The organism is Catellatospora sp. KI3 (assembly GCF_029948125.1).
In the GTDB taxonomy this organism is placed as follows: domain Bacteria; phylum Actinomycetota; class Actinomycetes; order Mycobacteriales; family Micromonosporaceae; genus Catellatospora.
The window spans coordinates 14,873-40,054 of record NZ_JASAMB010000002.1 but is presented as its reverse complement, the minus strand read 5'-3'; the positions used below and the strand labels follow the sequence as shown (position 1 = coordinate 40,054).

The window sequence follows — 25,182 nt, the reverse complement described above, 5'->3', positions numbered from 1 at the left end:
ATCAGAGGCTCACATCGCCCGCAGCGCGGCGGCCCGCCGTTCCCGGGCCGGCCCGGCCCACAGCTGCGCCCCGGCGGCGACCGCGGCGACCAGCGCGCAGCCCAGCCACAGCACCTCGTCGCCGAGGTGCTGCTGCACCCAGCCGCCGAGCACCGGGGCGGCGAAACCCGCCACCGACCAGGACAGCGACATCATGCCCTGGTACCGCCCGCGCATCGCCGCCGGGGACAGGGCCGCGATCAGGGTCGAGTTGGACGGGGAGTTCAGCATCTCGCCGACGGTCCAGATGAGCACGGTCACGGCGTAGAACCCGGCCGAGTCCGCGAACGCGGTCAGGCCGAAGCCGAGGCCGATGATGAGGGAGGCGACGGCGAGCACCTTCGAGCGGTCGTACTCCTTGATCAGCCTGGGGATGAACAGCTGCCCGGCCACGATCAGGACGCCGTTGAGGGCGATGACCAGGCCGTACTGCTGCGGCGGGATGCCGTCGCGGGTCATCGCGATCGGCAGCGTGGACAGGTGCTGCATGAACACGAACGCGACCAGCACGTTGAGCAGCACGAACCCGATGAAGACCCGGTCGCGCAGGACCGCGCTCAGGCCGGGCTCGGGCCCGACCGGCACGTCGGCGACCGCGGCCGGACGGATCCGTCGCGGCTCGCGGATCTTGAACAGGATCAGCAGGAACGGCACGAGTGTGGTCGCCGCGTCCACCATGAAGATCAGCTTGGGGTCGGCCTTGGCGACCAACCCGGCCACGGTGGCCGCGACCGCGAACCCGACGTTGACCGCCCAGTACGTCAGCGTGAACGCCCGCAGCCGGTCCCGCTCGGGCACCACGTCGATCATCATCGCCTGGAACGCGGGCCGCGCCGACTCGGCGACCAGCCCGAACAGGAAGGTCAGGACGGCGATGGCCGCCAGCCCCTGGGCGAACGCCAGCGACACCAGCAGCCCGCACGCACCCAGGTGCGCCGCGAGCAGGCTCGGGCGCCGCCCGATCCGGTCCGCCGCGATACCGCCGATCATCGTGCCGACCGCGCCTCCCGCCGCCCACAGCCCGAGCACCAGGCCCGCCTCGGTCGAGCTGAAGTGCTGCACCGTGGTCAGGTAGATGGTCAGGTAGACCACCACGAACCCGCCCGCCCGGTTGATCAGCGTCCCGGTCCACAGGTACCAGTAGGTCGCAGGCAGTCCACCCGCGGTCTCACTGAGCCAACCGCGGATCCCCGCTCGCTCACGCAGCCAGGGCCGCATCCGCACGCACCCCCTCAGCCGGTCGGATCTGCGCGGCCTGCAGTGCCTGCACCCGGCGCTCGCGCGCCGGACCGCTCACCGCCTGGCCGATCGCGACCACCACGCCGAGCGCCGCCAGCACCAGCCAGAGCGTCGCGGGCGGGGCATGGTCGAGCAGCGCGCCGCCGATGATCGGCGCCACGAAGTTGGCGGCGGTGAAGCCCATCGAGGCCACGCCCTGGTACCGCCCGCGCATCGTCGGCCGGGACAGGTCCGCGATGTACGTCCCGTTCACCGGCGCGTTGATCATCTCGCCCGCGGTCCACACGACCACGGTCAGCATCAGCAGCGGCACCGTACCGGCGACCGCCACCGCGCCCATGCCCAGGCCGACCAGCAGCGCGGCGGCGCTGAGCACCCGGCTGCGGCTGCGCCCGGCCAGCAGGCGCGGCACGAACAGCTGCCCCACCACGATCATGATGCCGTTGACGGCGATGACGGTGCCGTAGTCGGTGGCGTCCATCCCGCGCTGGTGCATCGCGATCGGGATCAGCTTGCAGGCCTCGATGATGATCCACAGACCGAGGTTGAGCAGCACGAACGTCATGAACACCCGGTCGCGCAGCACCAGCCCGATGCTGCCCTCCGCCCTGGGCCGCCCCGTGACGGCGGTGACCGGCGTGGTCTCCGGTACGCGGAGGAAGACGATGGCGGCCATCACCAGCTGGCTGGCGGCGTTGAGCACGAAGACGGTCAGGTGCGGGGCGTGCGCGAGCACCCCGGCGAGCATCGCGGCGGCGGAGAAGCCCAGGTTGATGGCCCAGTAGTTCAGGTTCATGCCGCGCATGCGCAGGCTCGGGCCCAGCACGTCGACCATCGTCGCGGAGAAGGCGGGCCGGCCCAGCCCGTTCCAGAAGCCGTACACGGTGGCCAGGGCGGCCACGACCACGGGCTGGAAGGACAGGCCCAGGCCGATCGCGGTGACGGCCAGGGCGATGTTGGACAGCAGCAGCGTCGAGCGGCGGCCCCAGCGGTCGGCGAGCACGCCCCCGGCCAGCGAGCCGAGCGCCATGCCGCCGCCGAACAGGCCGAGCACCAGGCCGGCGAAGGAGGCGGTGAAGCCGTAGTCGTACACCATGTGGATCTCTAGGTAGAGCATGACGAAGGCACCCGTCCGGTTGATCAGGGTGCCGCTCCACAGGTACCAGAAAGTCTTGGGTAGTCCGCCCGCCGTCTGTTGCAGCCAGCCCCGCACGTCCGCCGCTCCCCTGTAATGCTCGAAATGGCCCTCAGCGCCTTACAACCTAAAGGCGGTCACCGACCCGAGTCACTCGCCTTTTCGCGTGACGGTCGCCACTGCGCCTGGTGGGGCCTGCTCACACGCGCTCGACCCGGATCGGGGAGGATGGCAGGCATGGTTGGAACACTGGTGCTGCTGCGGCATGGCTACAGCGAATGGAACGCCAAGAACCTCTTCACCGGTTGGGTCGACGTCGACCTCAACGCCCAGGGTGAGGCGGAGGCGCGCCGCGGCGGCGAACTGCTCAAGGAGCACGGCCTGCTGCCCGACGTGGTGCACACCAGCGTGCTGCGCCGCGCGATCCGCACCGCCGAGATCGCCCTGCACACGGCGGACCGGCACTGGATCCCCGTGTCGCGCAGCTGGCGGCTCAACGAGCGCCACTACGGCGCGCTGCAGGGCAAGGACAAGAAGCAGACCCTCGAGGCGTACGGCGAGGAGCAGTTCATGCTCTGGCGCCGGTCGTACGACACCCCGCCGCCGCCGATCGCCGACGACGACGAGTTCTCGCAGTTCGCCGACGCGCGCTACGCGGGCCTGCCGGACGAGCTGAAGCCGCGCACCGAGTGCCTCAAGGACGTGGTCGCGCGGATGCTGCCGTACTGGTACGACGCGATCATCCCCGACCTGCGCGACGGCAAGACCGTCCTGGTCACCGCGCACGGCAACTCGCTGCGCGCGCTGGTCAAGCACCTGGACGGGATCTCCGACGAGGCGATCGCCGCGCTCAACATCCCGACCGGCATCCCGCTGCGCTACGACCTGGACGAGAACCTGCGCCCGAGCACCCCCGGCGGCACCTACCTCGACCCGGCGGCCGCCGCCGAGGCCGCCGCCGCGGTCGCCAACCAGGGCCGCTGACCCGGCTTCCCGCCCGGAGCCCGTGCCGCGGGCAGCTCGCCCGACGCGCGGCGCGGCTCCCGCCTTACATAAACGCTGGCCCATCCAGTCGAGTTCGATCTACGCGGATTCGACGAGATAGGCCAGCGTTTATGTAAACGTCGCCGACGCCACCGGTGATCATGCAGGTTCGGGGAAAGGGCAGGAATCTTGGGCCGCTCTCGTGCAGTTTCCCGGAAACTGCACGCACCCGACCGCCCGATCCCGGACATGCCGGCGGCCGGCCCATGCGACGCTCACCCCCGTTAGCGTCGCCGGCCGGCCGACCGGTCTCAGGTGGCGGCCGTCCCCCAACGGCGTGGTGCCACCCATCCCCCGGCGCTTCGCTCGGCGCCACAGCCGAAAATCGATCAGCTGGGCCATCCCCCGGGTGTTTCATCGAGCGTTGCGCTTGTCCAAGACGCTACGCGCCTGTTCAGAGCAGCGTCCACCCATTTGCGAATCTCATTCGTAACATTTTGTAACTGCGTTCTCTACGCTTAGCTACCGTCACCCAACTTCTTGATCAACTCGATCCGGGTCCGTACGCCGAGCTTGCGGTAGATGCTCGCCAGGTGCGTCTCGACCGTCCGCTCGCCCAGGTACAGCGCCTCGGCGATCTCCCGGGCGGGCGTCCCGCGCAGTGCCCAGGCCAGCACCTCCCGCTCCCGCGCGGTCAGCCCGTCCGGCCCGCCCCGGCGCCCGCCGTACTCGCGCAGTGCCGCGTCGGCGGCCTCGGCCGCGCCAGGGTCGACCGCCACGCCGGCGCTCAGCGCGGCCGCGGCTGCCGCCTGGTCGAGGGTGCCGCGCAGCACCGCCAGCTCGGCCGTGGCGCGCAGGGCGTACCAGCGGACGAAGGCGGGCGGGCGGACGTCACGCGAGATCGTCCGGCCCAGGGCGGCGAGTTCGGTGAGCAGCTGCGCGGCGCGGGTGCGCTCCCCGGCGGCGACGGCGGCCGCGGCGGCGCGGTCGTACGCTCGGGACAGCAGCTCGGGGTCGTGCAGCGCGGCCGCCTCCCGTACCACCTGGTCGAGGTCTTGATCGGCGGCGAGCAGCGCCTCGGCCACCGCGCGCGGGTCCCCGCTCGCCCGCGCCACCTCCAGCGCGACCGCACCCGCGTTGGGAAGGGACCCTTCCACCTCGGAAAGCGATAAGAGGGGTCCCTTCCTTTCCTCGAGGGCGAGGCGGGCGGCGACGCGGGCGGCGGTCGAGCGCAGTTCGGGCGCAAGGGCGCCCGCGAGCGGGAGCAGGCTCGCGGCCTGGCGCAGGGCGTCCAGGCGGGCCGGGTCGGCGGGGGCGGCGCGGTCGCCCGCCAGCGCACCCAGGCTGGGGCGGGGGCCGAGGCCGAGGGCGGCCGCGCCGACCAGGCCGGGGTCACCGGCGCGCAGGCCGAGGCGGAGCGCGCCGAGCAGCGAGGCGCGGCCCGCCTCGCGGGCGCCCGCCGTGGTCGCCGCGCGCAGCCGGGCCGTGCCCCCGGCGGCCAGCAGCCGCCCGGACTGCCCCGGCGCCCAGCCGGCCCGCCCGGCGAACAGGGCGGCCTGGGCCAGGTAGCCGGCGGCCAGGTCGTGCGCGCCCTCGTCGGCGGCGGCCGCACCGGCGGCGGCCGAGGCGGCCACCGCGGCGTCGAGTCGCTCGGGGCCGCCCAGGGCGGCGGCCTCGGCGGTGTGCAGGGCCAGCTCCGGTACGGTCGCCGCGCGCGTGCCGCCCAGCGCCCCCAGCCGGACCAGCGCCGCGGCGACCCGCTCGTGCAGCGCGGCCCGCTGCCGGGTGCCCAGCGCCTCGTAGCAGACCTCGCGGTCCAGGGCCCGGACGAAGCCGAAGACCTGCCCGGCCAGCGGCCGCACCAGCCCGGCCTCCTCGGCCTCCTCCAGCCCGGTCGGCACGTCGGTGTCGGGGCAGGCGCCCTCCAGGATGGCCAGGTCGAACTCGCGCCCGATGACCGCGCCCGCGCCCGCCACGGCGCGGCCGTGCGGGCCGAGCGCCGCCAGCGCCGCCCGTACCGCCGCGACCTGCTCGGGCGGCCAGCGCAGCGGGATGCGGTGCAGCACGTCGCCGTCCGGGTCGACCTGGTCGGCCACGGCCGACAGCAGCGCCGGGTCGGCGTCGGTACGCCGCAGCAGCTGCTCGACCAGGCGCGGCGGCACGGGCCGCCCGACGCGCTCGGCCAGCAGCCGCGCGGCCTGCTCGTGGTCCACGGCCGTCTCCCCTCTCCGGGTCGGTACGCAGCGCCCCTCCCGGCAAAGTTACGTACTCGCCGCGATGTGCGCAGTCCCCTACCGGACCTAGCGTTGAGCGCACCACCCCCCGCCCGGGACACGACCGCCGCCCACGCGGTGCGCCGGGTCCGGAACCCGCCGAGGAGTCAGCAATGTCCCAGTTCCGCGATCTGATCGCACGGATGGCGGTGGACCCCGAGTTCGCTCGGCACGCCCGCGCCAACCCGGAGGCCGTCGCCGCACAGTACGGCCTCACGCCCGACGAGACCGAGCAGCTGCGCGGCCTGGCCGACGCGTCCGCCGGGGCCGGGCCCACCGCGCTCGGCGCCCGCCTGTCCAAGTCGGGCATCGGCACCGGCGGCCTGGCCGGCCTGCTGGAGACCCCGCACTTCGAACCGCCGGACCCGGGGCTCGACGTGATCCACCTGCCCCCGGGCGTCATCGTCGACCCGGTACACCCGGACCCGCCGATCCACCCGCTGTTCCCGATCGGCCCGATCGACCTGCACCCGATCGACATCCACCCGCTCGACCCGCCGACCGACGGCGGCGACCCCGAGCCGCTGCCACCGCCGCTGACGCACGACGACGGCGACTCCGGCGACCACGGGTCGAGCCACGGCTCCGACCACGGGTCGGACCACGGTTCGCACGGCTCCTCGCACAGCACCGACGCGCCCCCGCCGCCGCCGCTGCCCGACCCGGAGCCGGAGTCGGCCGTCGAGGTCGGTCCGCTGCAGACCGGCGAGGCGACCGGCGCGGACCCGGCCGCGGTGCAGCCGGTCGCGGCCGAGCAGGCCGACGGCGGCATCGGCACCACCGGCCTGCTGATCGGCGGCGCCGGGCTGGCCGCGGGCGTGGTCGCCGGCGGCATCGCCGGTGCGGTCGCGGGCCGGGCCGGCAAGAAGTCCGATGACGAGGGTACGGCCGCGGCCTGACCCGAAGACCCTGCCGGGCGGCGGGGAGTGTGTCCCCCGTCGCCTCCCCGTCGCCCGGCAGCAGTTCAGCAGCCCGGACCAGCTGATCGGTGAAGGGTCGTAAAGCAGTCAGCCGACCCCGTACACCCGTTCGGCCGCTTATGATCTGGCACGCCCCCACGAGGGTGGCCCGTCCGGCGCAGCACCCCTCCACGGAACTGCCGGGCGCGGGCCGACCTTCGTCGCCCCCGAGAGGCCGAAAGATGTTGTGCCACGCCTGCCACGTGCACCTGCGCCGGGACTACCCCTACTGCCTGCACTGCGGCACGCTGCGCAAGGGCGCCAAAGTGGAGGCTTTCGCCGCGCCTGAGCTGCGCTGGCGCACCCCGGACGGGCAGACCCGCACGGTGGAGCTGGTCAAGCCGGTGACCACGATCGGCCGCGGCGCCGACAACGACGTGGTGCTCGACGACGGCAGCGTCTCGCGCGCGCACGCCCGCGTCACCCGCACCCCGCACGGCTTCGAGATCGAGGACCTGAACTCCTTCAACGGCACCACCGTCGCCGGGCACACCATGCACGGCAACGCGATGCTGCTCACCGACGAGATCGAGCTGTACGTCGGCGACGTGCCGGTGCGCTTCGCCCAGCCGCGCAGCGCCGCGATCGGCTCCAAGACCATGGTGGCCGGGGTCGAGCACAGCATGCTGCTCCCGCCGCAGTCCGGCCAGCCGATGCTGCCCGAGCTCGCACCCACCGCGGGCGGGCCGCTGTCGGCGCGGCCGAAGCGGCGCAGCGGCTGGGCCCTCAAGCAGGTGCCGGACGTGCGCGGGGACCAGCAGTGGGTGCTGCGCAACACCCGCACCGGGCAGTACCTGCAGCTCGACGAGCGCGACGTGTTCCTGTGGCACCAGCTCGACGGCGAGAACACCGTGCGCGACCTGCTGTTCGCGTACGCGCAGGAGTTCGGTGAGCTGGCCCTGCCCCGCATCGAGCGGACCCTGCGCACGTTCGCCGCGCTGGAGCTGGTGCGCGGGGTGCACGGGCAGCAGGAACCCGAGAAGCCCCGGCTGCTGAAGCGGATCGGGCGCGCGGTGCTGAACGCGCTGCTGCGGATGGAGGTCTCCATCAGGGGGCTGGACGGCTTCTTCGGGCGGCTGTACCGGGCCTTCGGCTGGCGCTTCTTCACCCGTACCGGCGTGGCCCTGCTCTGGGCGGTGATCGCGGTCGGGCTGTACGCCACCGTGGTGGCGAGCGCCGACCAGAACCTGTTCGACCTCCAGGGTGCCGGTGTCGGCGGCGCGATCGCGGTCGGCCTGGGCTACCTGCTGGCGCTGGTGGTGCACGAGTCCGCGCACGCGCTGGCGGTGAAGTCGTACGGCCGCACCGTGACCCGGGGCGGGTTCATGCTGATGATGGGCATGCCGTTCGCGTTCGTGGACACCTCGGACATGTGGTTCGGCAGCCGCTGGTCGCGCATCGTGGTGACCCTGTCCGGGCCGCTGTCGACCGCGGCGATCGCCGGCATGTGCGCGATGACCGCCGCCTGGCTGCCCGAGCCGCACGTGGCCGGGGTCGCCTACCAGCTGGCCTTCGGCCTCTACCTGAACACGCTGTACAACCTCAATCCGCTGATGCCGCTGGACGGGTACCAGGCGCTCGCGGACGGGCTGCGCCTGCCGCGGCTGCGCGAGGAGGCGGCGGCCTACTTCACCAGGGGCATCTGGGCCGACCTGAAGGCCGGGCGCAGGCCGGGTCTGCGCCAGGTCGGCATGGCCGCGTACGGCTTCGCCGCCGTCGCCGGGACCGGCCTGTTCGTGCTGCTGGGCTTCCTGGCCTGGCGAGACCGCCTCGGCGGCCTGGTCGAGGAGTACCTGCCGCCCGGCATCGACGTCGTGGTCATCGTGCTGCTCATCGGCCTGATCATGTTCCCGGTCTGGTACCGGCTGCTGCGCAAGCTGGTCGGCTTCATCAAGTCCCGCCGCGGCGCGACGCCAGCGGAGGCGTCGGCATGAGCGGGCAAGGCTTTCCGGAAGGTATGAGGGGGACGGCATGAACATGCCGATGTGGACCGTGCCCGGGTACACCGAGGTGCGCGAGCTGGGCCGGGGGGCCTCGGGACTGGTCGTGCTCGCGCAGCACGACGCGACCGGGGTGAAGGTCGCCATCAAGTACCTGGCCGAGCACCTGCGCGGCGACGAGGAGTTCATCCGCGCGTTCCGGGCCGAGGCCCGGATCATGTCCGAGGTGGACTCCCCGGAGGTCGCCCGGCTGTACGAGTACGTCGAGTCGCCCGGCGGCGCCGCGATCGTGATGGAGCTGGTCGAAGGGGTGGCGCTGCGCGCCATCCTGCGCGAGCAGGGGCCGACCGAGCCGCAGGCCGCGCTGGTGGTGCTCAAGGGCTCGCTGCTGGGCCTGGCCGCCGCGCACGCCCGCGGCGTGGTGCACCGCGACTACAAGCCCGAGAACGTGCTGGTCGACGGCAACGGCCAGAGCAAGCTGGCCGACTTCGGCATCGCGGCGCGCAGCGGGCGGCAGGGGCCGCTGGCGGGCACGCCGTCGTACATGGCGCCGGAGCAGTGGGCCGGTGCCGCCGCGAGCCCCTCCACCGACATCTACGCCGCCACCGCCACGTTCTTCGAGTGCCTGGTCGGCCGGCCGCCGTTTCGGGCACCCGGTGACCTGGCCGGACTGCGCCGCCAGCACGAGCAGGCGCCGGTGCCCACCGACGACGTCCCCGAGGCGGTACGCGGGCTGGTGCGCCGGGGCCTGGCCAAGGATCCCCGCCAGCGCCCCCGCGACGCGGACACGTTCCTGCACGAGCTGGAGGCGGTGGCCGGTGCCGGGTACGGCCCGGACTGGGAGGAGGACGGCCGCGGCAAGCTGGCCCGGCGCGCGCTGCTGCTGGCGCTGCTGTTCCCCCTCGCGGGCATGCAGGCCGACGCCAGCGCCGTCGCCACCACCATCCTCGGTATGTCCAAACGCGCCTTCTGGGTGCTCACCGCGTGCGTGACCGTGCTGGTGCTCGGCGCGGGCGGCGCGGCCGGCGTCGCGCTCATGGGCGACCCGAAGCCGCCCGCCCCGGCGGTCTCCTCGCCCAGCCCTTCGCCGCTGCCGTCCCCGACTCCGTCGAGCGAGCCGTCTCCGTCCCCGTCACCCTCGGCGGAGCCGTCGCCCTCCCCGTCGGAGTCGCCGGAGCCGTCGCCGAGCCCGAGCAAGAAGCCCAGCCCCAAGCCGTCCCCCTCGCCGTCGCCGACCATCCCGATCGCGCCAGTGGACAGCCTGGCCCGGCCCAGCCTGTGCTGGTGGTACAAGGAGCAGTGTTTCCAGGATGCGATCGGCACGGAGGTCCGCGCCGCCGTCCTGGTGAAACTGGCGAACCCCGGTAAGTACACGCTGACGCTCCGCTTCGCCGTGACCAACTCCGACGGCACGGAGCTGACCCAGTACACGCCGAAGCTGGTCATCGTGCCGGTGGTATCCGAGGAGACGAGCACGACCTTCAACCACGTCGTGAACCTGTCCGGCATGACCCTGCCGTGCAACACATACCTGGAGATGTCCATCCGCAGCCAGTACGGCGGACCGGTAATTCCCACCAAGCTTTACCCTGCTCCCATCATCCCGAATCAGGGCTGCATCATCGGCTGAAAGGCGGCTCCGCGGTGGCGGACATGATCGGCGGTAAGTACACCGTGCGGGGGCAGGGGCGGGCCGGACGGCTCGGCACCTGGCACCTGCTGTCCACTGCGGACGGCAAGGTGCGCGGCGGGGTGCGGCTAGAGGAGCGCGCCCTGGCCGATCAGGCGACCGCCCAGCGGGTGGGCCAGGTGGTGCAGGCGGTGGCGGCGCTGCGCCTGCCCGGCCTGCTCAACGTGATCGAGCAGGTCGTCGACGGCCGGTACACCTGGCTGGTCACGTCGGCGTCGCCGACGCCGACGCTGGCGCAGGTGTTCGGCGCGAACGTCGCGATGCCGCCCGCCACCGCGCTGCTCATCGCCACGGACACCGCGCAGACGCTGCTGAAACTGCACCAGGCCGAGCTCGCCCACGGCGACCTGCAGCCGAACACGATCGTGCTCAGCGGCGCCGGGGCGGCCCTGCTCGCCGAGGTCGGCTACGCGCCCGCGCTCGCCGGGGACACCCCCGGTCCGGGCCACGACGCGACCGCCTGGGCCCGCCTGCTCAACGACCTGGCCGGGCGCAACGCCGACCCGGCCGTGGCGCAGCTGCTGCGCCAGGCGGCGCAGCGGGCCGAGGCGACCGGCGGCAGCGCCGGGCTTACCGCCGGGCTGGCCGTGCTGACCACGGGCGGGGCGAAGGTGGCCGGGTTCGGCGACCGCGAGCCGATCAAGGCGCTGGCCGCGAACGCGACCGCCGCGGCGGCCGGCGCGGTGGTGACGAAGGCCCCGCCGGTGGCGCTGCCGCCGGTGGCGCCCGGCAGCGAGGCGACGGTGCAGCTCATCGGCGGTTCGCACTCGGCTCCGGTACCGCCCCGGCAGGCGCCCGCCGGGGTGCCGCCGCAGGCTGCGGTCGTACCCCCGCAGCAGTCCGCGCCGCCCGCAGCCGCGCCGGTGCCGCCAGACGGGGCGACCCGCCTGGGCAATCGCGCCGCCGAGGAGCAGCGCCGCGTTGCCAGCCAGGAGCCGGGCGGCCCGGCGGCGTCGGCGCAGCCGGACGTCAACCTGCGCTTCGGGCAGGGCGTGCCGCCCGCGCCACCGGCCTGGCAGCTCGCGGCCGCCAACATCCCGCCCCGGCGCAGGCGGTCGGTGATGAACCGGATCGTCGCGTTCCTGAGCGCGCTGGCCCTGGTCGCGCTGCTGGTGGCGTTCGGGGTCATCGGCTGGCAGTGGTGGCAGTCGCAGCATGCCGAACCGCTGGCGGTCTCCAGCGTCACGGTGAAGCTGGCGCAGCCGATCGACGACAAGTGCGACGTGAAGGTGGACCTGGTCGGCACCATCCACACCGACGGCAGCGCGGGCAAGGTCACGTACGAGTGGGTGCGGATGGACGGGCAGAGCTCGGGCGTGCTGGAGCAGACGTTCCGCTCCGGTCAGAACAAGATCGACGTCCACCTGTACTGGGAATTCAAGGGTGTCGGGACCAAGAAGGCCAGCGCCACGCTGCGGGTGCTCGGCGCGCAGGTGGTCGAGGGCGCGACCGAGTTCACCTACAGCTGCAAGCGTTAAGCGGCTGCGCCTGGTCGGTTGTCCGGGTCACGATGTGCGGTGTAGCCGCACTTCCTGATCCGGAAAGCCGATCATGATCATCACTCTCGTCCAGGGCGACATCACCGCCCAGCAGGTGGACGCCATCGTCAACGCCGCCAACTCGTCGCTGCTTGGCGGCGGCGGGGTAGACGGCGCCATCCACCGCAAGGGCGGTCCCGAGATCCTGGCCGAGTGCCGCGCCCTGCGCGCCGCGAAGTACGGCCGCGGGCTGGGCACCGGTCAGGCCGTCGCCACCACCGCCGGACGGCTGCCCGCGCGCTGGGTGGTGCACACGGTCGGGCCGGTCTACAGCCCCACCGAGAACCGCGCTGAGCTGCTGCGCGACTGCTACCGCAACTCCCTGCGAATCGCCGGTGAACTGGGCGCGCGCACGGTCGCGTTCCCGCTGATCTCATCGGGCATCTACCGCTGGCCGGTCGACGACGCGGTCCGGCAGGCGCTGTCGGTGCTGCGCACCGCGTCGACGGGCGTCGAGCAGGCATACCTGGTGCTGTACGACGCCGCGACGTACCACCTCGCCGAGCAGGTCGCGGCCGCCGCGTGATCGCGGCCAGTCGCGACCGCCGCATGGTCGGCGCAGCTCGCGGCCGCTGCGTGATCGGCGTCAGTGGTCAGAACGCCCACTAAACGCGGCTGTTTTGACCACTGGTAGCGATCATCGCCGGGTGAGCCCTCCAAGATCGCGTCCTGCGGTCAGTTTCCGGGCGACAGGGAAGGCCGAAACCGAGTTTTCGACCACCGGCGGTGATCATGCAGCGAGGAACCCGCGCAAGATCGCTACTTATGGTCACTCGCCGGGCGAACGCAGCCCGATCCCGTGTCGGGCGGCCTGGCGCGTTCCGGCGGAGTCAACTCGCGGCGGGCTCGGGCGGGGTCGTCTCGCCGCTGGTGAACAGGTGCTGGAAGGCGCGGAGGTTGTCGGTGGGCTCGCCGCGGCTGACGCGCCACTGCCACTCGCGCTTGATGGCGGTGGAGAAGCCCAGCTCCAGCAGGGTGTCGAAGGAGTCGTCGGCGGCGGACAGCACCGCGCCGAGCAGCCGGTCGAGCTCTTCCTCGGTCAGCGCGGCCAGGGGCAGGCGCCCGGTCAGGTACACGTCGCCGACCGCGTCGATGGTGAACGCGACCCCGTAGAGCTTGGCGTTGCGGCGCAGCAGCCAGGCCCAGACCGCCTCGCGGTTCTCGTCCGGCTGGCGCACCACGAACGCCTCGATCCGCAGCGCCTGCTCGCCGACGATCAGGTTCACGTTGGTCTTCAGCTTGTGCGTGCCCGGCAGGGTCACCACGTACGACGTGGGCCCGGTGTGGTCCAGCGGCAGTTCGGCGCAGGCCCGCTCGATCAGCGCGCGCGCCTCGGCGACGGTCGGCACGCGACTACCAGCGCGCGCAGCCGGCGAGCTCCAGCTCGCGGCGGGCCCGGTGCTCCATCATCGCCTCACCATAGACGCCGAGCAGCCGCTCGGCCGTGCGGTCCCAGGAGAAGTCGTGCGCGTGCCGCAGCGCCCCGGCCGACAGCTCGGCCAGCCGCTTGGGCTCGGCGAGCAGCTTGTCCAGCACCCGGCCCCACCGGGCGGGGTCGTGGCCGTCGACGAGCACGCCGCTGATGCCGTCGCGGACCGCGGTGACCAGGCCGCCGACCGCGGCGGCGACCACGGGCGTGCCGCAGGCCTGCGCTTCGAGGGCGACGAGGCCGAACGACTCGTTGTGCGAGGGCACGGCGACCACGTCGGCGGCCCGGTACACGTCGGCGAGGCGGTCCCCGGCCTGCGGCGGCAGGAAGCGGACCCGATCGCGTACGCCGAGGGTGTCGGCGAGTTCGATCAGCGCCGTCGGCCGGTCGAGGCCGGAGCCGCTGGGCCCGCCGACGATCAGCGCGGTCACGTCGGTGGCGTCGGCCTCGGCCAGCGCGCGGATCAGCACGTCGGGGGCCTTGAGCGGCTGGATGCGGCCGACGAAGGCCACGATCCGGCCGCGCTCGGGCAGGCCGAGGCGGGCGCGGGCGGCGGCGCGGGCGCCGGGGCGGAAGCGCTGCAGGTCGACGCCGGGGGCGACGATGGCGACGCGCTCCAGCGGGGCGCCGTACAGGTCGATGAGTTCGCGGGCCTCGGTCGGAGTGTTGGCGATCAGCCGGTCGGCCTGCTCGACGACCTGCTCCTCCCCGACGACCCGGCCCATCGGCTCGGCCCGGTCCCCGGCCGCCAGCTGCAGGTTCTTGACCTTGGCGAGGGTGTGCGCGGTGTGCACCAGCGGCACGCCCCAGCGGTCCCGGGCCAGCCAGCCGACCTGGCCCGACAGCCAGTAGTGCGAGGCGATCAGGTCGTACCAGCCCGGCGGGCGGGCCGCCTCGACGCCCAGCACCCCGTGCGTGAACGCGCACAGCTGGGCGGGCAGGTCCTCCTTGGCCAGGCCCTCGAACGGGCCGGCGCTGAGATGGCGCACGGTCACCCCGGGGGCCAGCTCGGCGCACGGCGGCAGGTCCCGCCCGGTGGTCCGGGTGAAGACCTCGATCTCGACGCCGAGCCTGGCCAGGCGTTTGGACACCTCGACGATGTACACGTTCATGCCGCCCGCGTCACCGGTGCCCGGTTGGTGCAGGGGCGAGGTGTGGACCGAGAGCATCGCCATACGCCGAGGGAGGGATCGAGAGCTCACGAGGCGATCAACAGCTGGGAGCGCCCGACTCTTCCCGTTCGCGGCGTGACGTGGATCGCAGCCGGTCGCGGCGGTTCGGCCGCGGCTTAGGATCTGCTCATGTCGTACCAGAAGATCGCGGTCGTGTCCGGCGCCTCCAGCGGCATCGGGGCGGCCACCGCCCGCAGCCTGGCCCAGGCCGGCCACCACGTGTACGCGCTGGCCCGGCGCACCGAGCGGGTCGAGGCGCTGGCCAAGGAGATCAACGGTACGCCGGTGACCTGCGACGTCACCGACGACGCCGCGGTGGCGGCGTTCGCGGCGACGCTCGACCGGGTGGACCTGCTGGTCAACAACGCGGGCGGGGCGATCGGCGCCGACCCGGTCGCGACCGCCGAGGTCGCCGACTGGCAGGCGATGTACGACGTGAACGTGCTCGGCACCCTGCGCCTCACCAAGGCCCTGCTGCCCGCCCTGGTCGCCTCCGGCGCGGGCACCATCGTCACCGTCAGCTCCACCGCGGGCCTCATCGTGTACGAGGGCGGCGGCGGCTACGCGGCCGCCAAGCACGCCCAGACCGCCCTGGTCGAGACCCTCCGCCTGGAGCTGTGCGGCGAGCCGGTCCGCGTCGTCGAGATCGACCCCGGCATGGTCAAGACCGACGAGTTCGCCCTCAACCGCTTCTCCGGCGACACCACCCGCGCCGCCGCCGTCTACCAGGGCGTCGAACACCCCCTCACCGCCGACGACATCGCCACCTGCATCACCTGGACCGCCACCCTCCCCCACCACATCAACATCGACCGCATGGTCGTCCGCCCCCTCGCCCAAGCCGCCCAACACAAGGTCCACCGGGTCTGACCCGCCTTTTTCGCGTTGATCATGAACTTAAGGACGTGTTCGACGGTGTGTCCCCACCCCGGCACCGTGATCACCGAGGCGGGGCGGGGCCGGTGAAGGCGCAAGGGGAGATCACGCGGGGCACGACCAATCCGAACCGGTTGCGGCGGGTTGACCGGTGGATCGCGTGGTGGTGCGGGCGGGCGCTGGCCGACGCGGCGGAGCCGCTGGTGGTGGACCTGGGCTACGGGGCGACGCCGATCACGGCGGTGGAGCTGCGGGCGCGGCTCTCGCGCGTACGCCCGGATGTCCGGATCGTCGGCTTGGAGATCGACCCCGCCCGGGTCGCCGCGGCGCAGCCCGCGGCCGACCCGCCGGGCCTGACCTTCGCCCGGGGCGGCTTCGAGCTGGCCGGCCTGCGGCCCGTCGTGGTCCGGGCCTTCAACGTCCTGCGCCAGTACGACGAGAGCGCCGTCCCCGCGGCCTGGACCACCGTCACCGCCGCCCTCGCCCCCGGCGGCTGGCTCATCGAGGGCACCTGCGACGAACTCGGCCGCCTCGGCGCCTGGGTCGCCCTGCCCGCCGGCTCGGCCACCCCGACCACCCTCACGCTCGCCGCCAAGCTGTCCACGCTGGAGTCGCCGGCCACGTTCGCCGAGCGCCTGCCCAAGGCGCTGATCCACCGCAACGTCCCCGGCGAACCCGTGTACGACCTGCTCCGAGCCCTGGACGACGCCTGGCGCCACGCCGCCCCACTGGCCGTCTTCGGCCCCCGCCAACGCTGGCTCGACACGGTCTCCCGACTCCGCGACACCGGCTGGCCGATCCTCGACACCCACCACCGCTGGCGCCTCGGCGAACTCACCGTCCCCTGGCCCGGCCGCGCGGAGTGAGCGGGCGAAGCGCAGTTTCGGGGAAACTGCACGAAAGCGGACCAAGATTCGCGCAGTTTCCCCGAAACTGCGCCCTCCCGCTCACGACCGGGGCGCGGGTCAGTCGGAATGGTGGCGGCCGGCGAGGTACCAGCCGAGGGCGGCGCAGACCACGAACAGCAGGAGCGCCTTCGCGGGCGGCACCAGGTCCGTGCCGGGCGCGACCGCGACCGCCAGCGGGTCAGTCATTGGACGGTTCGCGGCGGCGTTCGCCCCAGCCCATCACGATCGCGGCGACGAGCAGGGCCAGCCCGAGCAGGATCAGGCCCGCGCCGAGGAACATGGACGTACTCATGGGGACGTCAAGCTGCTGGTAGTAGTCCACCAGCCCGGGGAGCTCCGCAATGTGGCTCATATCGGACGTAACGATCATCACGCCCGATAGGGATCATCAGAACTCGCAGCCCACCAGCACCGGCTCCGGCCGCAGCGTCACGCCGAACCGCTCGTGCACCCCGTCCCGGATCTCCGCCGCCAGCGCGAGCAGATCCGAGGTCAGGCCACCGCCCGGGTGGGTCAGCGCCAGCGCGTGCTTCGACGAGATCGCCACCGGCCCGCGCCGGTACCCCTTGCCGAACCCGGCCTGCTCGATCAGCCACGCGGCGCTCAACTTCACCACCCCGTCGGCCCCGGGCCAGTTCGGCGGCTCCAGGTCACCGGCGCGTTCGCGCAGCGCGGCGTACGCGTGCGCGCTCAGGATCGGGTTGACGAAGAACGACCCCACCGAGCGCGTATCGGGGTCGGCCGGGTCCAGCACCATGCCCTTGCTGCGGCGCAGCTGCAGCACCGCCTCGCGCACCTTGTCCAGCGGCGCCCGCTCGCCCAGCTCCACCCCGAGCACCCGGGCCAGCTCCGCGTACGCCACCGGCCCGGACAGGCCGTCCTGGCGCAGCCGGAACACCACGTCCAGCACCACCCAGCGGTCGGTGTACTTGAACACGCTGTTGCGGAACTCGAACCGGCACTCCTCCGGCGTGAACTGCCGGATCTCGCCCTCAGTACGGTCGTACACGGTGACGGACTCGATCGTCTGCGACACATCCTGCCCGTACGCCCCGACGTTCTGGATCGGCGTCGAGCCCGCGGCGCCCGGCACGCCGGACATCCCCTCGATGCCGGACCAGCCCGCGGCGACCGCCTGGGCGACCGCGTCGTCCCACGGGTGCCCGGCGGCCATGCGTACCGACACGTTGTCGCCGTCGCGGCCGGTCACGGTCACTCCGGACGAGCGGATCAGCACCACCGTCCCGGGGAAGCCGGCGTCGCCGACGACCACGTTGCTGCCCCCGGCCAGCAGCAGCACCGGCTCACCGGTGCGGCCCGCCTCGCGTACGGCCGCCACGATCTCGTCCGAACTGCCGGCCGTGACCAGCCTTCCGGCCGGACCGCCCAGCCCCAGGGTGGTCAGGTCGGCGAGCGCGTGGCGGGCGAGACTATTGTCAGACACGTCACCACACTAGTGCGGCCACGGACGCCGAGGTCGCGGGAGCGCCCAACGTCACCCACGACGTCTGCGGCGACCTGGTGCGGTGCGCTTCGACCCGGCGGTAGCGGACAGGATGAGGACGGCGGCATGAGGGCGCACGGCACCAAGGAGTTCTGGCTCGACTCGCTGCGCACGGACGCGGCGGCATTCCGTACGGTGGCGGCCGAGGCCGACCTCACCGCGATCGTCCCCACCTGCCCCGACTGGACCGTGCTGGACCTGGTGCACCACCTGGGCGGCGTCTACCGCTGGGTGCGCGGCTTCGCCGGGCGGGGCGTCACCACCGCCCCCGACAAGGGCTCGCGCCGCTACGACTTCCCGGGCGCCGACGCCACCCTGGCGTGGTTCGACGACGAGCTGAAGGCGCTGCTGGAGCTGCTGGAGGCGATCGACCCGCAGATGCCGGCGTACAACTGGGCGCCGCAGCCCAAGGTCGCGGGCTTCTGGCACCGCCGGATGGCGCAGGAGACCGCCGTGCACCGCTGGGACATCCAGATGGCGCAGGGCCTGGCCGAGCCGATCGAGGACCGCCTGGCCGCCGACGGCGTCACCGAGGTGCTGGACAGCCTCCTCCCGGCCGGTCGCCGCACCGGCCCCACCGACCGGTACGGCGTGGTCCAGCTCGTCGCCACCGACGAGCACCGCCAGGAGTGGTTCATCCGGCTGCGCGGCGAGGGCATCGCCCTGCTCGACACCGACACGCTGCTCGACGCCGAGGGCCCCGACACCCGGGTGGTCGCCGCGGGCCCGGCCAGCGACCTGCAGCTGGCGCTGTGGGGGCGGCTCGGCTTCGACAGCCTCGACGTCAGCGGCGACGAGTCGCTGCTGGCCGCGCTCCGAGTCGGCTGAGCGGCGGCGGCCATGGCCAGACCGACCCTCGAACAGGTGGCCCAGCGGGCCGGGGTGTCCCGCGCGACGGTGTCGCGCGTGGTGAACGGTTCGCCGACCGTCGCCGAGTCGATCCGCGCCGCCGTCCAGCGCGCCGTCGACGAACTCGGCTACGTGCCGAACCAGGCCGCCCGCAGCCTGGTCACCCAGCGCACCGACTCGTACGCGCTGGTCCTGCCGGAGAGCCCGTCCCGGGTCTTCTCCGACGACCAGTTCTTCCCCGGCATCATCCGCGGCGTCAGCCAGGAGCTCGACGCCGCCGACAAGCAGCTGGTACTGATGGTGGCCGGGTCGGCCGCCAGCCACGACCGGATCGAGCGCTACGCCATGGCCCGCCACATCGACGGCGTGCTCATCGCGTCGATGCACGGCGCCGACCCGCTGCCGGGCCAGCTGGCCCGGATGGGCATCCCGGTGCTGTGCGGCGGCCGCCCGCTGAGCCAGGTGCGGGTGCCGTACGTCGAGGTCGACAACGTCAACGGGGCCCGGCTGGCGGTCCGGCACCTGCTGGAGACCGGCCGCAACCGGATCGCCACCATCGCCGGGCCGCAGGACATGGTCGCCGGCATCGACCGGCTCACCGGGTACCGCGAGGAGCTGCGCGGATCGGACCGGCGCTCGATCGTGGCGGTCGGCGACTTCACCCGCGACTCGGGCACGGTCGCGATGCGGCAGCTGCTGGAGGACGACCCGGACCTCGACGCGGTCTTCGTCGCCTCGGACCTGATGGCGCACGGGGCGCTGCAGGCGCTGCAGGCTGCGGGGCGGCGGGTGCCCGACGACGTGGCCGTGATCGGGTTCGACGACATCGCGCTGGCGCGGTACACCGAGCCGCCGCTGACCACGGTCCGCCAGCCGATCGTCGGCCAGGGCCGGGAGATGGCCCGTCAGCTGCTGCGCCTCGCCGCGGGCGAGACCATCGCCGACAGCGTCATCCTCCCCACCGAACTCGTCATCCGCGGCACCGCCTGACCCTGTCTCCGCGCCTCCGCCTCCGCTCCTCCGCCTCCGCCTCCGCGCACAGCGCCGGGCCGCCTTCGGTGCCGGTGATCGGAGTCTGCGGTCGGAATCTGGGCTCCGGGCGCGGAAAGTGACCGCCGATACCGATCTTCACCCCGGATCGGATCACTCAGCCACCCAACCCGGACGCCACGAGGCCGCAGTTTCCGGGAAACTGCGGCCTCGATCTCGGGTCGGGGGTGGCGGTCAGCGGAGGCGGATGACAGCCAGGATCGGGAAGTGGTCGGAGGCGCGCACCTGGTTGAGGACGGCGAAGTCCAGGAACGCGACCTGCGGTGAGCCGAACATCCAGTCGACCCGGTTAGTCGGTACGTCCGTAGGCGAGGTCCACTCGTCGCTGTGCCCCGTGGCGTCCTGCGCCGACACCCACCCCGACCCGACGAACCGCTCCCGCTCGCTCCAGCTCGGCCAGAAGTTGAAGTCCCCCGCGACGACGGTGGGCCGGGTCGGGTCGACCCGGCGGAGGATCGCGTCGATCTGGGCCAGCCGGGTCGGCGTGTTCGGCTTGCGGTGCGTCAGGTGCGCGGTGAACACGTCCAGGCTCAGCCCGCTGTCCAGGGTCACCGTCGCCTTGAGCACCGAGCGCCACATCGGCCCCTGGCCGTACGGCAGGCGGGCGTAGCGGACGTCGCGCACCGGCAGCCGCGTCAGCAGCAGGTTGCCGAACTGCCCGTCGGCCGCCGGGGACCAGTAATAGCGCATGTTGAGCTCGCGCGACAGGTACTCGGCCACGTCCACCCCGCCGCCGATGGCCCAGCCCCGGCTCACCTCCTGCAGCAGCACCACGTCCGGGTAGGAGGCGCGGATCGCGGCGGCGAGCTGCCCGGGGTCGGCGGCGCCGGAGGCGTCGTCACGGCCGTACTTGATGTTCCAGCTCATGACGCGCAGGCCGAGCGCGGGGCGGGGCTGCTGGGGCGGCGGCGGCTGCGTGATGTGCATCAGCGCCGGCACGGCCATCGCCAGCGCCATCGACAGCCCGATCAGCGACGGCGGCGCGACCATGCCGCGTACGTCGAAGCGCCACGGGCCGCCGGGGTGGCCCGGTCGCCGCCCCATTCCGCCGAGGCCGGTCAGCACGGCCAGCCCGATCAGCAGCCACCGGTTGTCGAACGGCAGCGGCATGTCGTAGTGCACCTGGAACAGCAGCACGGGCAGCACCCAGATCAGGCCGTACGCCCAGGTCAAGCGGGTTGACGGCGATGCCAGCCCGCGCGCGGCGGTGACCGTGGCCGACAGCTGCGCCAGCACCACGCCGACCAGCGACAGCCATCCGGTGGTCCACCACGCCAGCGCGAGACCGCCGGCCAGCCCGGCGAGCGCGGCCGACCCGGCGATCCAGTGATCGGGTTCGGGGATGGCGTCGGTGCCCCCCGCGAGAGTCAGGCGGCGTACCAGCTCGACCGCGTTGAGCAGGACGAACATCGAGATGGCGAGGCACAGCTGCAGCGCCACGCCCGACTGCGACGCCATGAACGCCGGGTTGCCGACGGTGGTGGTCCAGACCGCCAGGTAGCCGCCGAGGACCCAGGTGCGGCCGGTGCCGTCCATGGGCGCGAGCTGGTCGCGTACCACGAAGGACAGCACGACCACGACCGCCAGCCCCACGGTCAGCACGCCCAGCGCGGTGATCGGCAGCCAGCCGGCGCCGTCGGGGCTCCAGAGCGGGTCCCAGCTGACGGTGGCGGAGCGCACCATCAGGTCGAGGCCGCCACCGGCGAGCAGCCCGATGGTGACGCCCACCGGGTCGCCGAAGCAGCGGGCCGCCAGGCCCAGGGAGGTCATGCCGCACACGGCGGCGGCCGCGACGAGCAGCAGGCCGGGCCGGTCGGCCCACAGCGCCAGCGCCCAGAGCAGCGTGAAGAGGGAGGTACACGCGGCCAGCGCGTACCCGCCCGCGAACTGGCCCGTCTGCTGCCCGTCGCCGTCGTCGACCAGCTCGCCCACCGCACCGTCCGGCGCCTGCCCTTCCTCGCCGGGCCCCGCCGCACCGGTGGCCGCGGTCGGCTCGACCCCGTCTCCACCAGGCTGCTCAGCCGACCCGGCGCGTCCAGCCGACCCGGCGCGCTCGGCGGATCCGGCCTGCTCGGCGCGCTCGGCAGTTTCAGTCGGCTCGGCGGGTTCGGTCGACTCGACGCGCTCGGCGGGTTCGGTCGGCGCGGCCGAGTCGGCGGGTTCGGCCGGTCGGACTGGGGCGGCATCGGGGATGCGGGCGTCGATGCGCGCCGGGAGGCTCCGGGCCGCGCTGAAGACTGTGTGGGTCTCGAACTGCTGAGTCTCGGGGGGCATGTCGTCGTGCTGCGCTGCCGTCCGGTCTTCGGCCTGCGCGGCCTCGATCACGGGACCCTGCTCACGCCGCTGGTGCGGGAGCCTCCCGTCCAGGTCGGCTGAGCTGCCGACTTCCGCACTCCCGGCCGAACCGGACCGCACGGCTTCCGACTGCGCGCCGTCCAGACCGGCGCCGTTCGGACCGGTGCCGTCCAGACCTGAGCCGTTCGGACCCGAGCCGTCCTGGTCGGTGCCGTCCGGGTGGGCGCCGTCCGGGTGGGCGCCGTCCGGCGTGCCGTCAGCGGTGGTGGAGCGGGAGCCGCGGCGCAGGCGGGCGCCGGCCCGCCGGAACAGCGCAGGGGCGGCGGGTTCCCGCCGGTACAGGCGGCCGAGCAGGTGCAGGACCATTCCGGGTACGGCGAAGACGCCCAGTGCGATCAGGGCGGCGTTCACGATGCCGACCGGGCCGGCGACCTGGTCGAGCAGCGGGCCGCTGGCTCGCAGCAGCTGCACTGTCACGGCGAACAGCAGCGCGACGACAGCGATCGTGGTACGGCGCATGGCCGCAGACGCTAGCGCCTCCGCCCGCCGCCCCACCAGCGGGCACCCGGCCGAACCTGCCCGACCTCCCGCCGCCCGGCGGCCCGGCGTCCCGGCGTCAAGAAGGGCCCTTTCACCTCGGAGCGAGCCGAGCTGCTGCTCGTCACGCTTCGCGTACCGGCGAAGAGGCCCCTTCCTCGGCTCGGGCTACTGGGTGGGGAGGTTGAAGGAGCGGCGGGCCAGCAGGGTGCCGCCGGCGACCGCGGCGGGCATCAGCAGCACCGCCCCGAGCGGGATCAGGAACGTGCAGAACACCGCCACCCCGAAGCCCAGCGCGGCGGCCCGGTCCTGGCGCAGCGCGCGGCGCCGGTCCGGCAGGCGCAGCCCGCGCCGGTTGTACGCCACCCCGACCAGCTCCAGCGCCAGGAACCAGCCGCCGACGAACGCCCCGAGCACCGGCACCACGGTCTGCCCCACGACCGGGATGAACCCGCCCGCGAACAGCGGGATCGCGATCAGCACCGACACCAGCAGCAGCCGCAGCGCGTCGAAGATGCTGCGCCGCAGCTCCAGGTACCAGGGCAGGTCGACGGCGTTGGGCACGCCGCCGAGGCTCTCCTCGATCGACTCGGCGATCTTCTCGTAGAACGGGTCCCCGATCAGCAGCGTCACCGCGGTGTACGACAGCACCGCCAGCAGGCCCGAGGCCCCGACGACGGCGACCCCGGCGAACAGCCGGACGGTGTCGCGGGCGCCCTCGGCCCAGTCCCGGGCGAACCAGGTGACGGAGTCGGTGATGTCGCCCATGAAGTAGAACAGCAGCGCGAACAGACCGGTGAACAGCAGCAGGCTCAGGAACGCGGGGATGAGTCCGAGCAGGACCAGCCGGGGGCTGCGGGCGTACCGGGCCAGGCCGCGTCCGTAGAGGCGGATGCCGGTGAAGAAGTTCGAGAGGGTCTGACCTGCCACGCCTGGCGAGCCTACTGGCAGCGTCAACCGTTGAGGAAGGAGGAGATTCGTTCGCGCAGGTCAGCGCGCTCATGCCAGAGCACGGCCGGGCGGTTGTAGATGTGCAGCGACACGTCGGGCAGCACGGCGGCCAGCTCCTCGGCGATCGAGGACGGGTGCAGGTCGTCGCCGATGCAGCCGATGACCAGCGCCTGGGCGCTGACGTCGCGCAGCAGGTTGACGTCGGGCACCGCCACCTGGTCGGGCAGGGTGAGCAGGCCGCTGCTCAGCCCGGTGTTCATCAGGGTGCTGAGCCGCTGGCGCACGTATGCCCAGCCGGAGGCGCCGTTGCGGGCCGAGGGCGGGATCTCCTCGACCACGGCGTTGGCGACTGTCGGCAGGTCGCCGCTGTTGATCGCCTCCAGCAGGTTGACCAGCCGCTTGCGGGCGGCGTCGGGCCGGGGGCGGTCGAGCACCGCGGGCAGGAAGAAGACGACCTTCTCGAACCGGTCGGGGGTCTCGGCCAGCAGGCGGCACAGCGCGCCCGCGCCGAGGCTGACCCCCAGCGCCCGGGTGGCGCCGGTCATGTCGGCGACCGCGCGCAGATCGCGGGCCAGGTCGCCGTAGTCCCAGGCGCCGCGCGGGGAGCTGGACTCACCGTGGCCCCGGAACTGGAAGAAGACCCGCTTGCCGCCGACGGCGCTGCCCAGCGGACGGGTCTCGGCGATGCCGTGGCCCAGGCCGTGCGCGAACACCGTCACCGGCGCGCCGACCCCGGTGATCAGCCGCTCCAGCTGCACGCCGTGCGGGGTGTCGACGATCTCCGTCGGCAGCGCGGGCGGGGCCGGACGCCCGGTGTTCGGGGCGGAGTTGCGCGGCTTGCCCAGACGGCGTGGGAATCCGTCCGGCGGAGGCGGCCAGCGCAGGTCGTTTATCACTGATCGTCACCAGGGTCCGTCGGCGGCTTCGCGCAGGCCGCGCCGGACCTCGAGCAGGTAGAAGGCGGCCACGAAGCTGCTGAGCCAGGCCAGGAAGTCGAAGTCCCAGGAGCGCAGGAACTTGAACACCATGATCAGGGCGGCTACGCCGACGATCAGCAGCCACACCGTCTTCTGGAGGGTGCCCACGGCGACGAACGCGTCGGCACGCCGCATCGCGCAGTCGACGAACGCCCAGAGCAGCAGGGCGGCGACCACGAGGACGAGCACCTTGTCGATGACGGATTCCACCAGGAAGGCGAAGGGCAGGGCAGCGACCATGGGTCACAGCTTAGAACGCGCGGGCCGCGCAGCCCACCGCAGACATGGCGCCCGCGGGTCCGCGGGCGCCATGTTCTCGCGTCACTTGGCCTTGGGCGCGGTGCGCTTGGCGGCGGGCTTGGCCGCCGGGGGTACGTCCTCGGCTCCGGTCTCGGCCGCGTCCGACTCGGCCGTGCGGCTCTCGGCCTTCGGCGCGGCCGGCTGCTGGGCGAACGCCTGCTCGCCCCGGGCGACCAGGGTGTCGTAGAACTTGGTGGCCTTCTCGGCGGCCTGCTGGGTGCCCGAGACGATGCTGTCGCGGATCACCGCCGGGTCGACCTTGCCGGTCAGCTCGGCGGCCTTGCTGGTGGCCAGCGCGCCGTACTCGTTGGCCTTGGCCTTCCACTGCGGGGCGGAGGTGCTGGCGGCACGGTCGGCGAACTCGGCGGCCTTGTCGCGCAGCCGGTCGGCCACCTCCGGCAGCTTGCGCAGCTGCTGGTAGGCGAGGTCGCCGACACCGGCGGCGGCGTAGAACGCGCTCGGGTAGGTGCGCTCGTCGGTCTTGCTCGTCGTCTGGGTCATGGTCACTGCTCCTCCTGTGCCTTCTTACGCCCGGAC

At 73.2% G+C, this 25,182-nt stretch carries 23 protein-coding genes; 10 read left to right on the top strand and 13 right to left on the bottom strand.

From position 1 onward, the window contains the following. Window positions 1-9 precede the first annotated feature (9 nt). A complete protein-coding gene (locus QEZ54_RS03945; RefSeq protein WP_281303089.1) occupies window positions 10-1,257 on the bottom strand; it encodes an MFS transporter in 1,248 nt (415 codons plus the stop codon). Then, on the bottom strand, window positions 1,238-2,491 hold the full coding sequence (locus tag QEZ54_RS03940; RefSeq protein ID WP_281303088.1) for an MFS transporter: 1,254 nt from the start codon (window positions 2,489-2,491) through the stop codon (window positions 1,238-1,240). The genes QEZ54_RS03945 and QEZ54_RS03940 overlap by 20 nt, the downstream gene beginning before the upstream one ends. A 159-nt stretch (window positions 2,492-2,650) precedes the next feature. On the opposite strand from QEZ54_RS03940, the gene QEZ54_RS03935 reads away from it, so the two are divergent. Then, window positions 2,651-3,397 carry a phosphoglyceromutase gene (locus tag QEZ54_RS03935; protein WP_348650509.1) on the top strand — a complete coding sequence of 249 codons (747 nt, stop codon included), beginning with the start codon at window positions 2,651-2,653 and terminating at the stop codon, window positions 3,395-3,397. 518 nt (window positions 3,398-3,915) lie between these two features. On the opposite strand, the gene QEZ54_RS03930 is transcribed toward QEZ54_RS03935, so the two are convergent. After that, window positions 3,916-5,610 carry a LuxR family transcriptional regulator gene (locus QEZ54_RS03930; RefSeq protein ID WP_281303086.1) on the bottom strand — a complete coding sequence of 565 codons (1,695 nt, stop codon included), beginning with the start codon at window positions 5,608-5,610 and terminating at the stop codon, window positions 3,916-3,918. Window positions 5,611-5,783: 173 nt separating this feature from the next. Here QEZ54_RS03930 and QEZ54_RS03925 point away from each other — a divergent pair, with 173 nt between their 5' ends. The 5 genes from QEZ54_RS03925 to QEZ54_RS03905 all read left to right on the top strand — a co-directional run bounded on the left by QEZ54_RS03925 (window position 5,784) and on the right by QEZ54_RS03905 (window position 12,323). Next, window positions 5,784-6,569 carry a hypothetical protein gene (locus tag QEZ54_RS03925; protein WP_281303085.1) on the top strand — a complete coding sequence of 262 codons (786 nt, stop codon included), beginning with the start codon at window positions 5,784-5,786 and terminating at the stop codon, window positions 6,567-6,569. Window positions 6,570-6,832: 263 nt separating this feature from the next. Beyond that, window positions 6,833-8,563, top strand: a complete 1,731-nt coding sequence (locus tag QEZ54_RS03920; RefSeq protein WP_281303084.1) for an FHA domain-containing protein — start codon at window positions 6,833-6,835, stop codon at window positions 8,561-8,563. Window positions 8,564-8,600: 37 nt separating this feature from the next. Further along, the gene (locus QEZ54_RS03915; protein WP_281303083.1) at window positions 8,601-10,199 is read left to right on the top strand and encodes a serine/threonine-protein kinase; all 1,599 of its coding nucleotides are present in this window, start codon (window positions 8,601-8,603) and stop codon (window positions 10,197-10,199) included. Window positions 10,200-10,222: 23 nt separating this feature from the next. Further along, window positions 10,223-11,737, top strand: a complete 1,515-nt coding sequence (locus QEZ54_RS03910; protein WP_281303082.1) for a hypothetical protein — start codon at window positions 10,223-10,225, stop codon at window positions 11,735-11,737. Window positions 11,738-11,810: 73 nt separating this feature from the next. Next, a complete protein-coding gene (locus QEZ54_RS03905) occupies window positions 11,811-12,323 on the top strand; it encodes an O-acetyl-ADP-ribose deacetylase (protein ID WP_281303081.1) in 513 nt (170 codons plus the stop codon). A gap of 304 nt (window positions 12,324-12,627) precedes the next feature. On the opposite strand, the gene QEZ54_RS03900 is transcribed toward QEZ54_RS03905, so the two are convergent. After that, a complete protein-coding gene (locus QEZ54_RS03900) occupies window positions 12,628-13,146 on the bottom strand; it encodes a YbjN domain-containing protein (RefSeq protein WP_281303080.1) in 519 nt (172 codons plus the stop codon). 4 nt (window positions 13,147-13,150) lie between these two features. Continuing rightward, window positions 13,151-14,401 carry a D-inositol-3-phosphate glycosyltransferase gene (gene mshA, locus QEZ54_RS03895; RefSeq protein WP_281303079.1) on the bottom strand — a complete coding sequence of 417 codons (1,251 nt, stop codon included), beginning with the start codon at window positions 14,399-14,401 and terminating at the stop codon, window positions 13,151-13,153. A 126-nt stretch (window positions 14,402-14,527) separates the two neighbouring features. Between mshA and QEZ54_RS03890 the strand changes: the two genes are divergently transcribed. Then, on the top strand, window positions 14,528-15,268 hold the full coding sequence (locus tag QEZ54_RS03890) for an SDR family NAD(P)-dependent oxidoreductase (RefSeq protein WP_281303078.1): 741 nt from the start codon (window positions 14,528-14,530) through the stop codon (window positions 15,266-15,268). Window positions 15,269-15,360: 92 nt separating this feature from the next. Further along, window positions 15,361-16,140 carry a class I SAM-dependent methyltransferase gene (locus QEZ54_RS03885; protein WP_281303077.1) on the top strand — a complete coding sequence of 260 codons (780 nt, stop codon included), beginning with the start codon at window positions 15,361-15,363 and terminating at the stop codon, window positions 16,138-16,140. Between the two features lie 99 nt (window positions 16,141-16,239). Here the strand turns inward: QEZ54_RS03885 and QEZ54_RS03880 are convergent, their stop codons facing one another. Genes QEZ54_RS03880 through QEZ54_RS03870 form a run of 3 tightly spaced genes read right to left on the bottom strand, consistent with a single transcriptional unit; the run spans window position 16,240 to window position 17,626 of the window. Next, on the bottom strand, window positions 16,240-16,368 hold the full coding sequence (locus tag QEZ54_RS03880) for a hypothetical protein (protein ID WP_281303076.1): 129 nt from the start codon (window positions 16,366-16,368) through the stop codon (window positions 16,240-16,242). Continuing rightward, window positions 16,361-16,534 carry a hypothetical protein gene (locus QEZ54_RS03875; protein WP_281303075.1) on the bottom strand — a complete coding sequence of 58 codons (174 nt, stop codon included), beginning with the start codon at window positions 16,532-16,534 and terminating at the stop codon, window positions 16,361-16,363. The genes QEZ54_RS03880 and QEZ54_RS03875 overlap by 8 nt, the downstream gene beginning before the upstream one ends. 36 nt (window positions 16,535-16,570) lie before the next feature. Further along, entirely contained in the window at window positions 16,571-17,626 is a 1,056-nt protein-coding gene (locus QEZ54_RS03870; protein ID WP_281303074.1) for a UDP-N-acetylmuramate dehydrogenase, read from the bottom strand. Window positions 17,627-17,752: 126 nt separating this feature from the next. On the opposite strand from QEZ54_RS03870, the gene QEZ54_RS03865 reads away from it, so the two are divergent. Both QEZ54_RS03865 and QEZ54_RS03860 read left to right on the top strand, forming a co-directional pair. Beyond that, on the top strand, window positions 17,753-18,514 hold the full coding sequence (locus QEZ54_RS03865; protein ID WP_281303073.1) for a maleylpyruvate isomerase family mycothiol-dependent enzyme: 762 nt from the start codon (window positions 17,753-17,755) through the stop codon (window positions 18,512-18,514). Between the two features lie 12 nt (window positions 18,515-18,526). Continuing rightward, window positions 18,527-19,525, top strand: a complete 999-nt coding sequence (locus QEZ54_RS03860) for a LacI family DNA-binding transcriptional regulator (protein WP_281303072.1) — start codon at window positions 18,527-18,529, stop codon at window positions 19,523-19,525. Between the two features lie 234 nt (window positions 19,526-19,759). Here QEZ54_RS03860 and QEZ54_RS03855 read toward each other — a convergent pair whose 3' ends face one another. The 5 genes from QEZ54_RS03855 to QEZ54_RS03835 all read right to left on the bottom strand — a co-directional run bounded on the left by QEZ54_RS03855 (window position 19,760) and on the right by QEZ54_RS03835 (window position 25,146). After that, window positions 19,760-22,399: an endonuclease/exonuclease/phosphatase family protein gene (locus tag QEZ54_RS03855; protein WP_281303071.1), complete on the bottom strand. Its 2,640-nt coding sequence runs from the start codon at window positions 22,397-22,399 to the stop codon at window positions 19,760-19,762. Window positions 22,400-22,585: 186 nt separating this feature from the next. Beyond that, entirely contained in the window at window positions 22,586-23,347 is a 762-nt protein-coding gene (locus QEZ54_RS03850) for an EI24 domain-containing protein (protein WP_281303070.1), read from the bottom strand. Between the two features lie 23 nt (window positions 23,348-23,370). Further along, a complete protein-coding gene (locus QEZ54_RS03845; protein ID WP_281303537.1) occupies window positions 23,371-24,261 on the bottom strand; it encodes an alpha/beta hydrolase in 891 nt (296 codons plus the stop codon). A gap of 9 nt (window positions 24,262-24,270) precedes the next feature. Then, on the bottom strand, window positions 24,271-24,585 hold the full coding sequence (locus QEZ54_RS03840) for a DUF2516 family protein (RefSeq protein ID WP_281303069.1): 315 nt from the start codon (window positions 24,583-24,585) through the stop codon (window positions 24,271-24,273). A gap of 81 nt (window positions 24,586-24,666) precedes the next feature. Then, window positions 24,667-25,146, bottom strand: a complete 480-nt coding sequence (locus QEZ54_RS03835) for a hypothetical protein (protein ID WP_281303068.1) — start codon at window positions 25,144-25,146, stop codon at window positions 24,667-24,669. Between the last annotated feature and the right edge of the window lie 36 nt (window positions 25,147-25,182).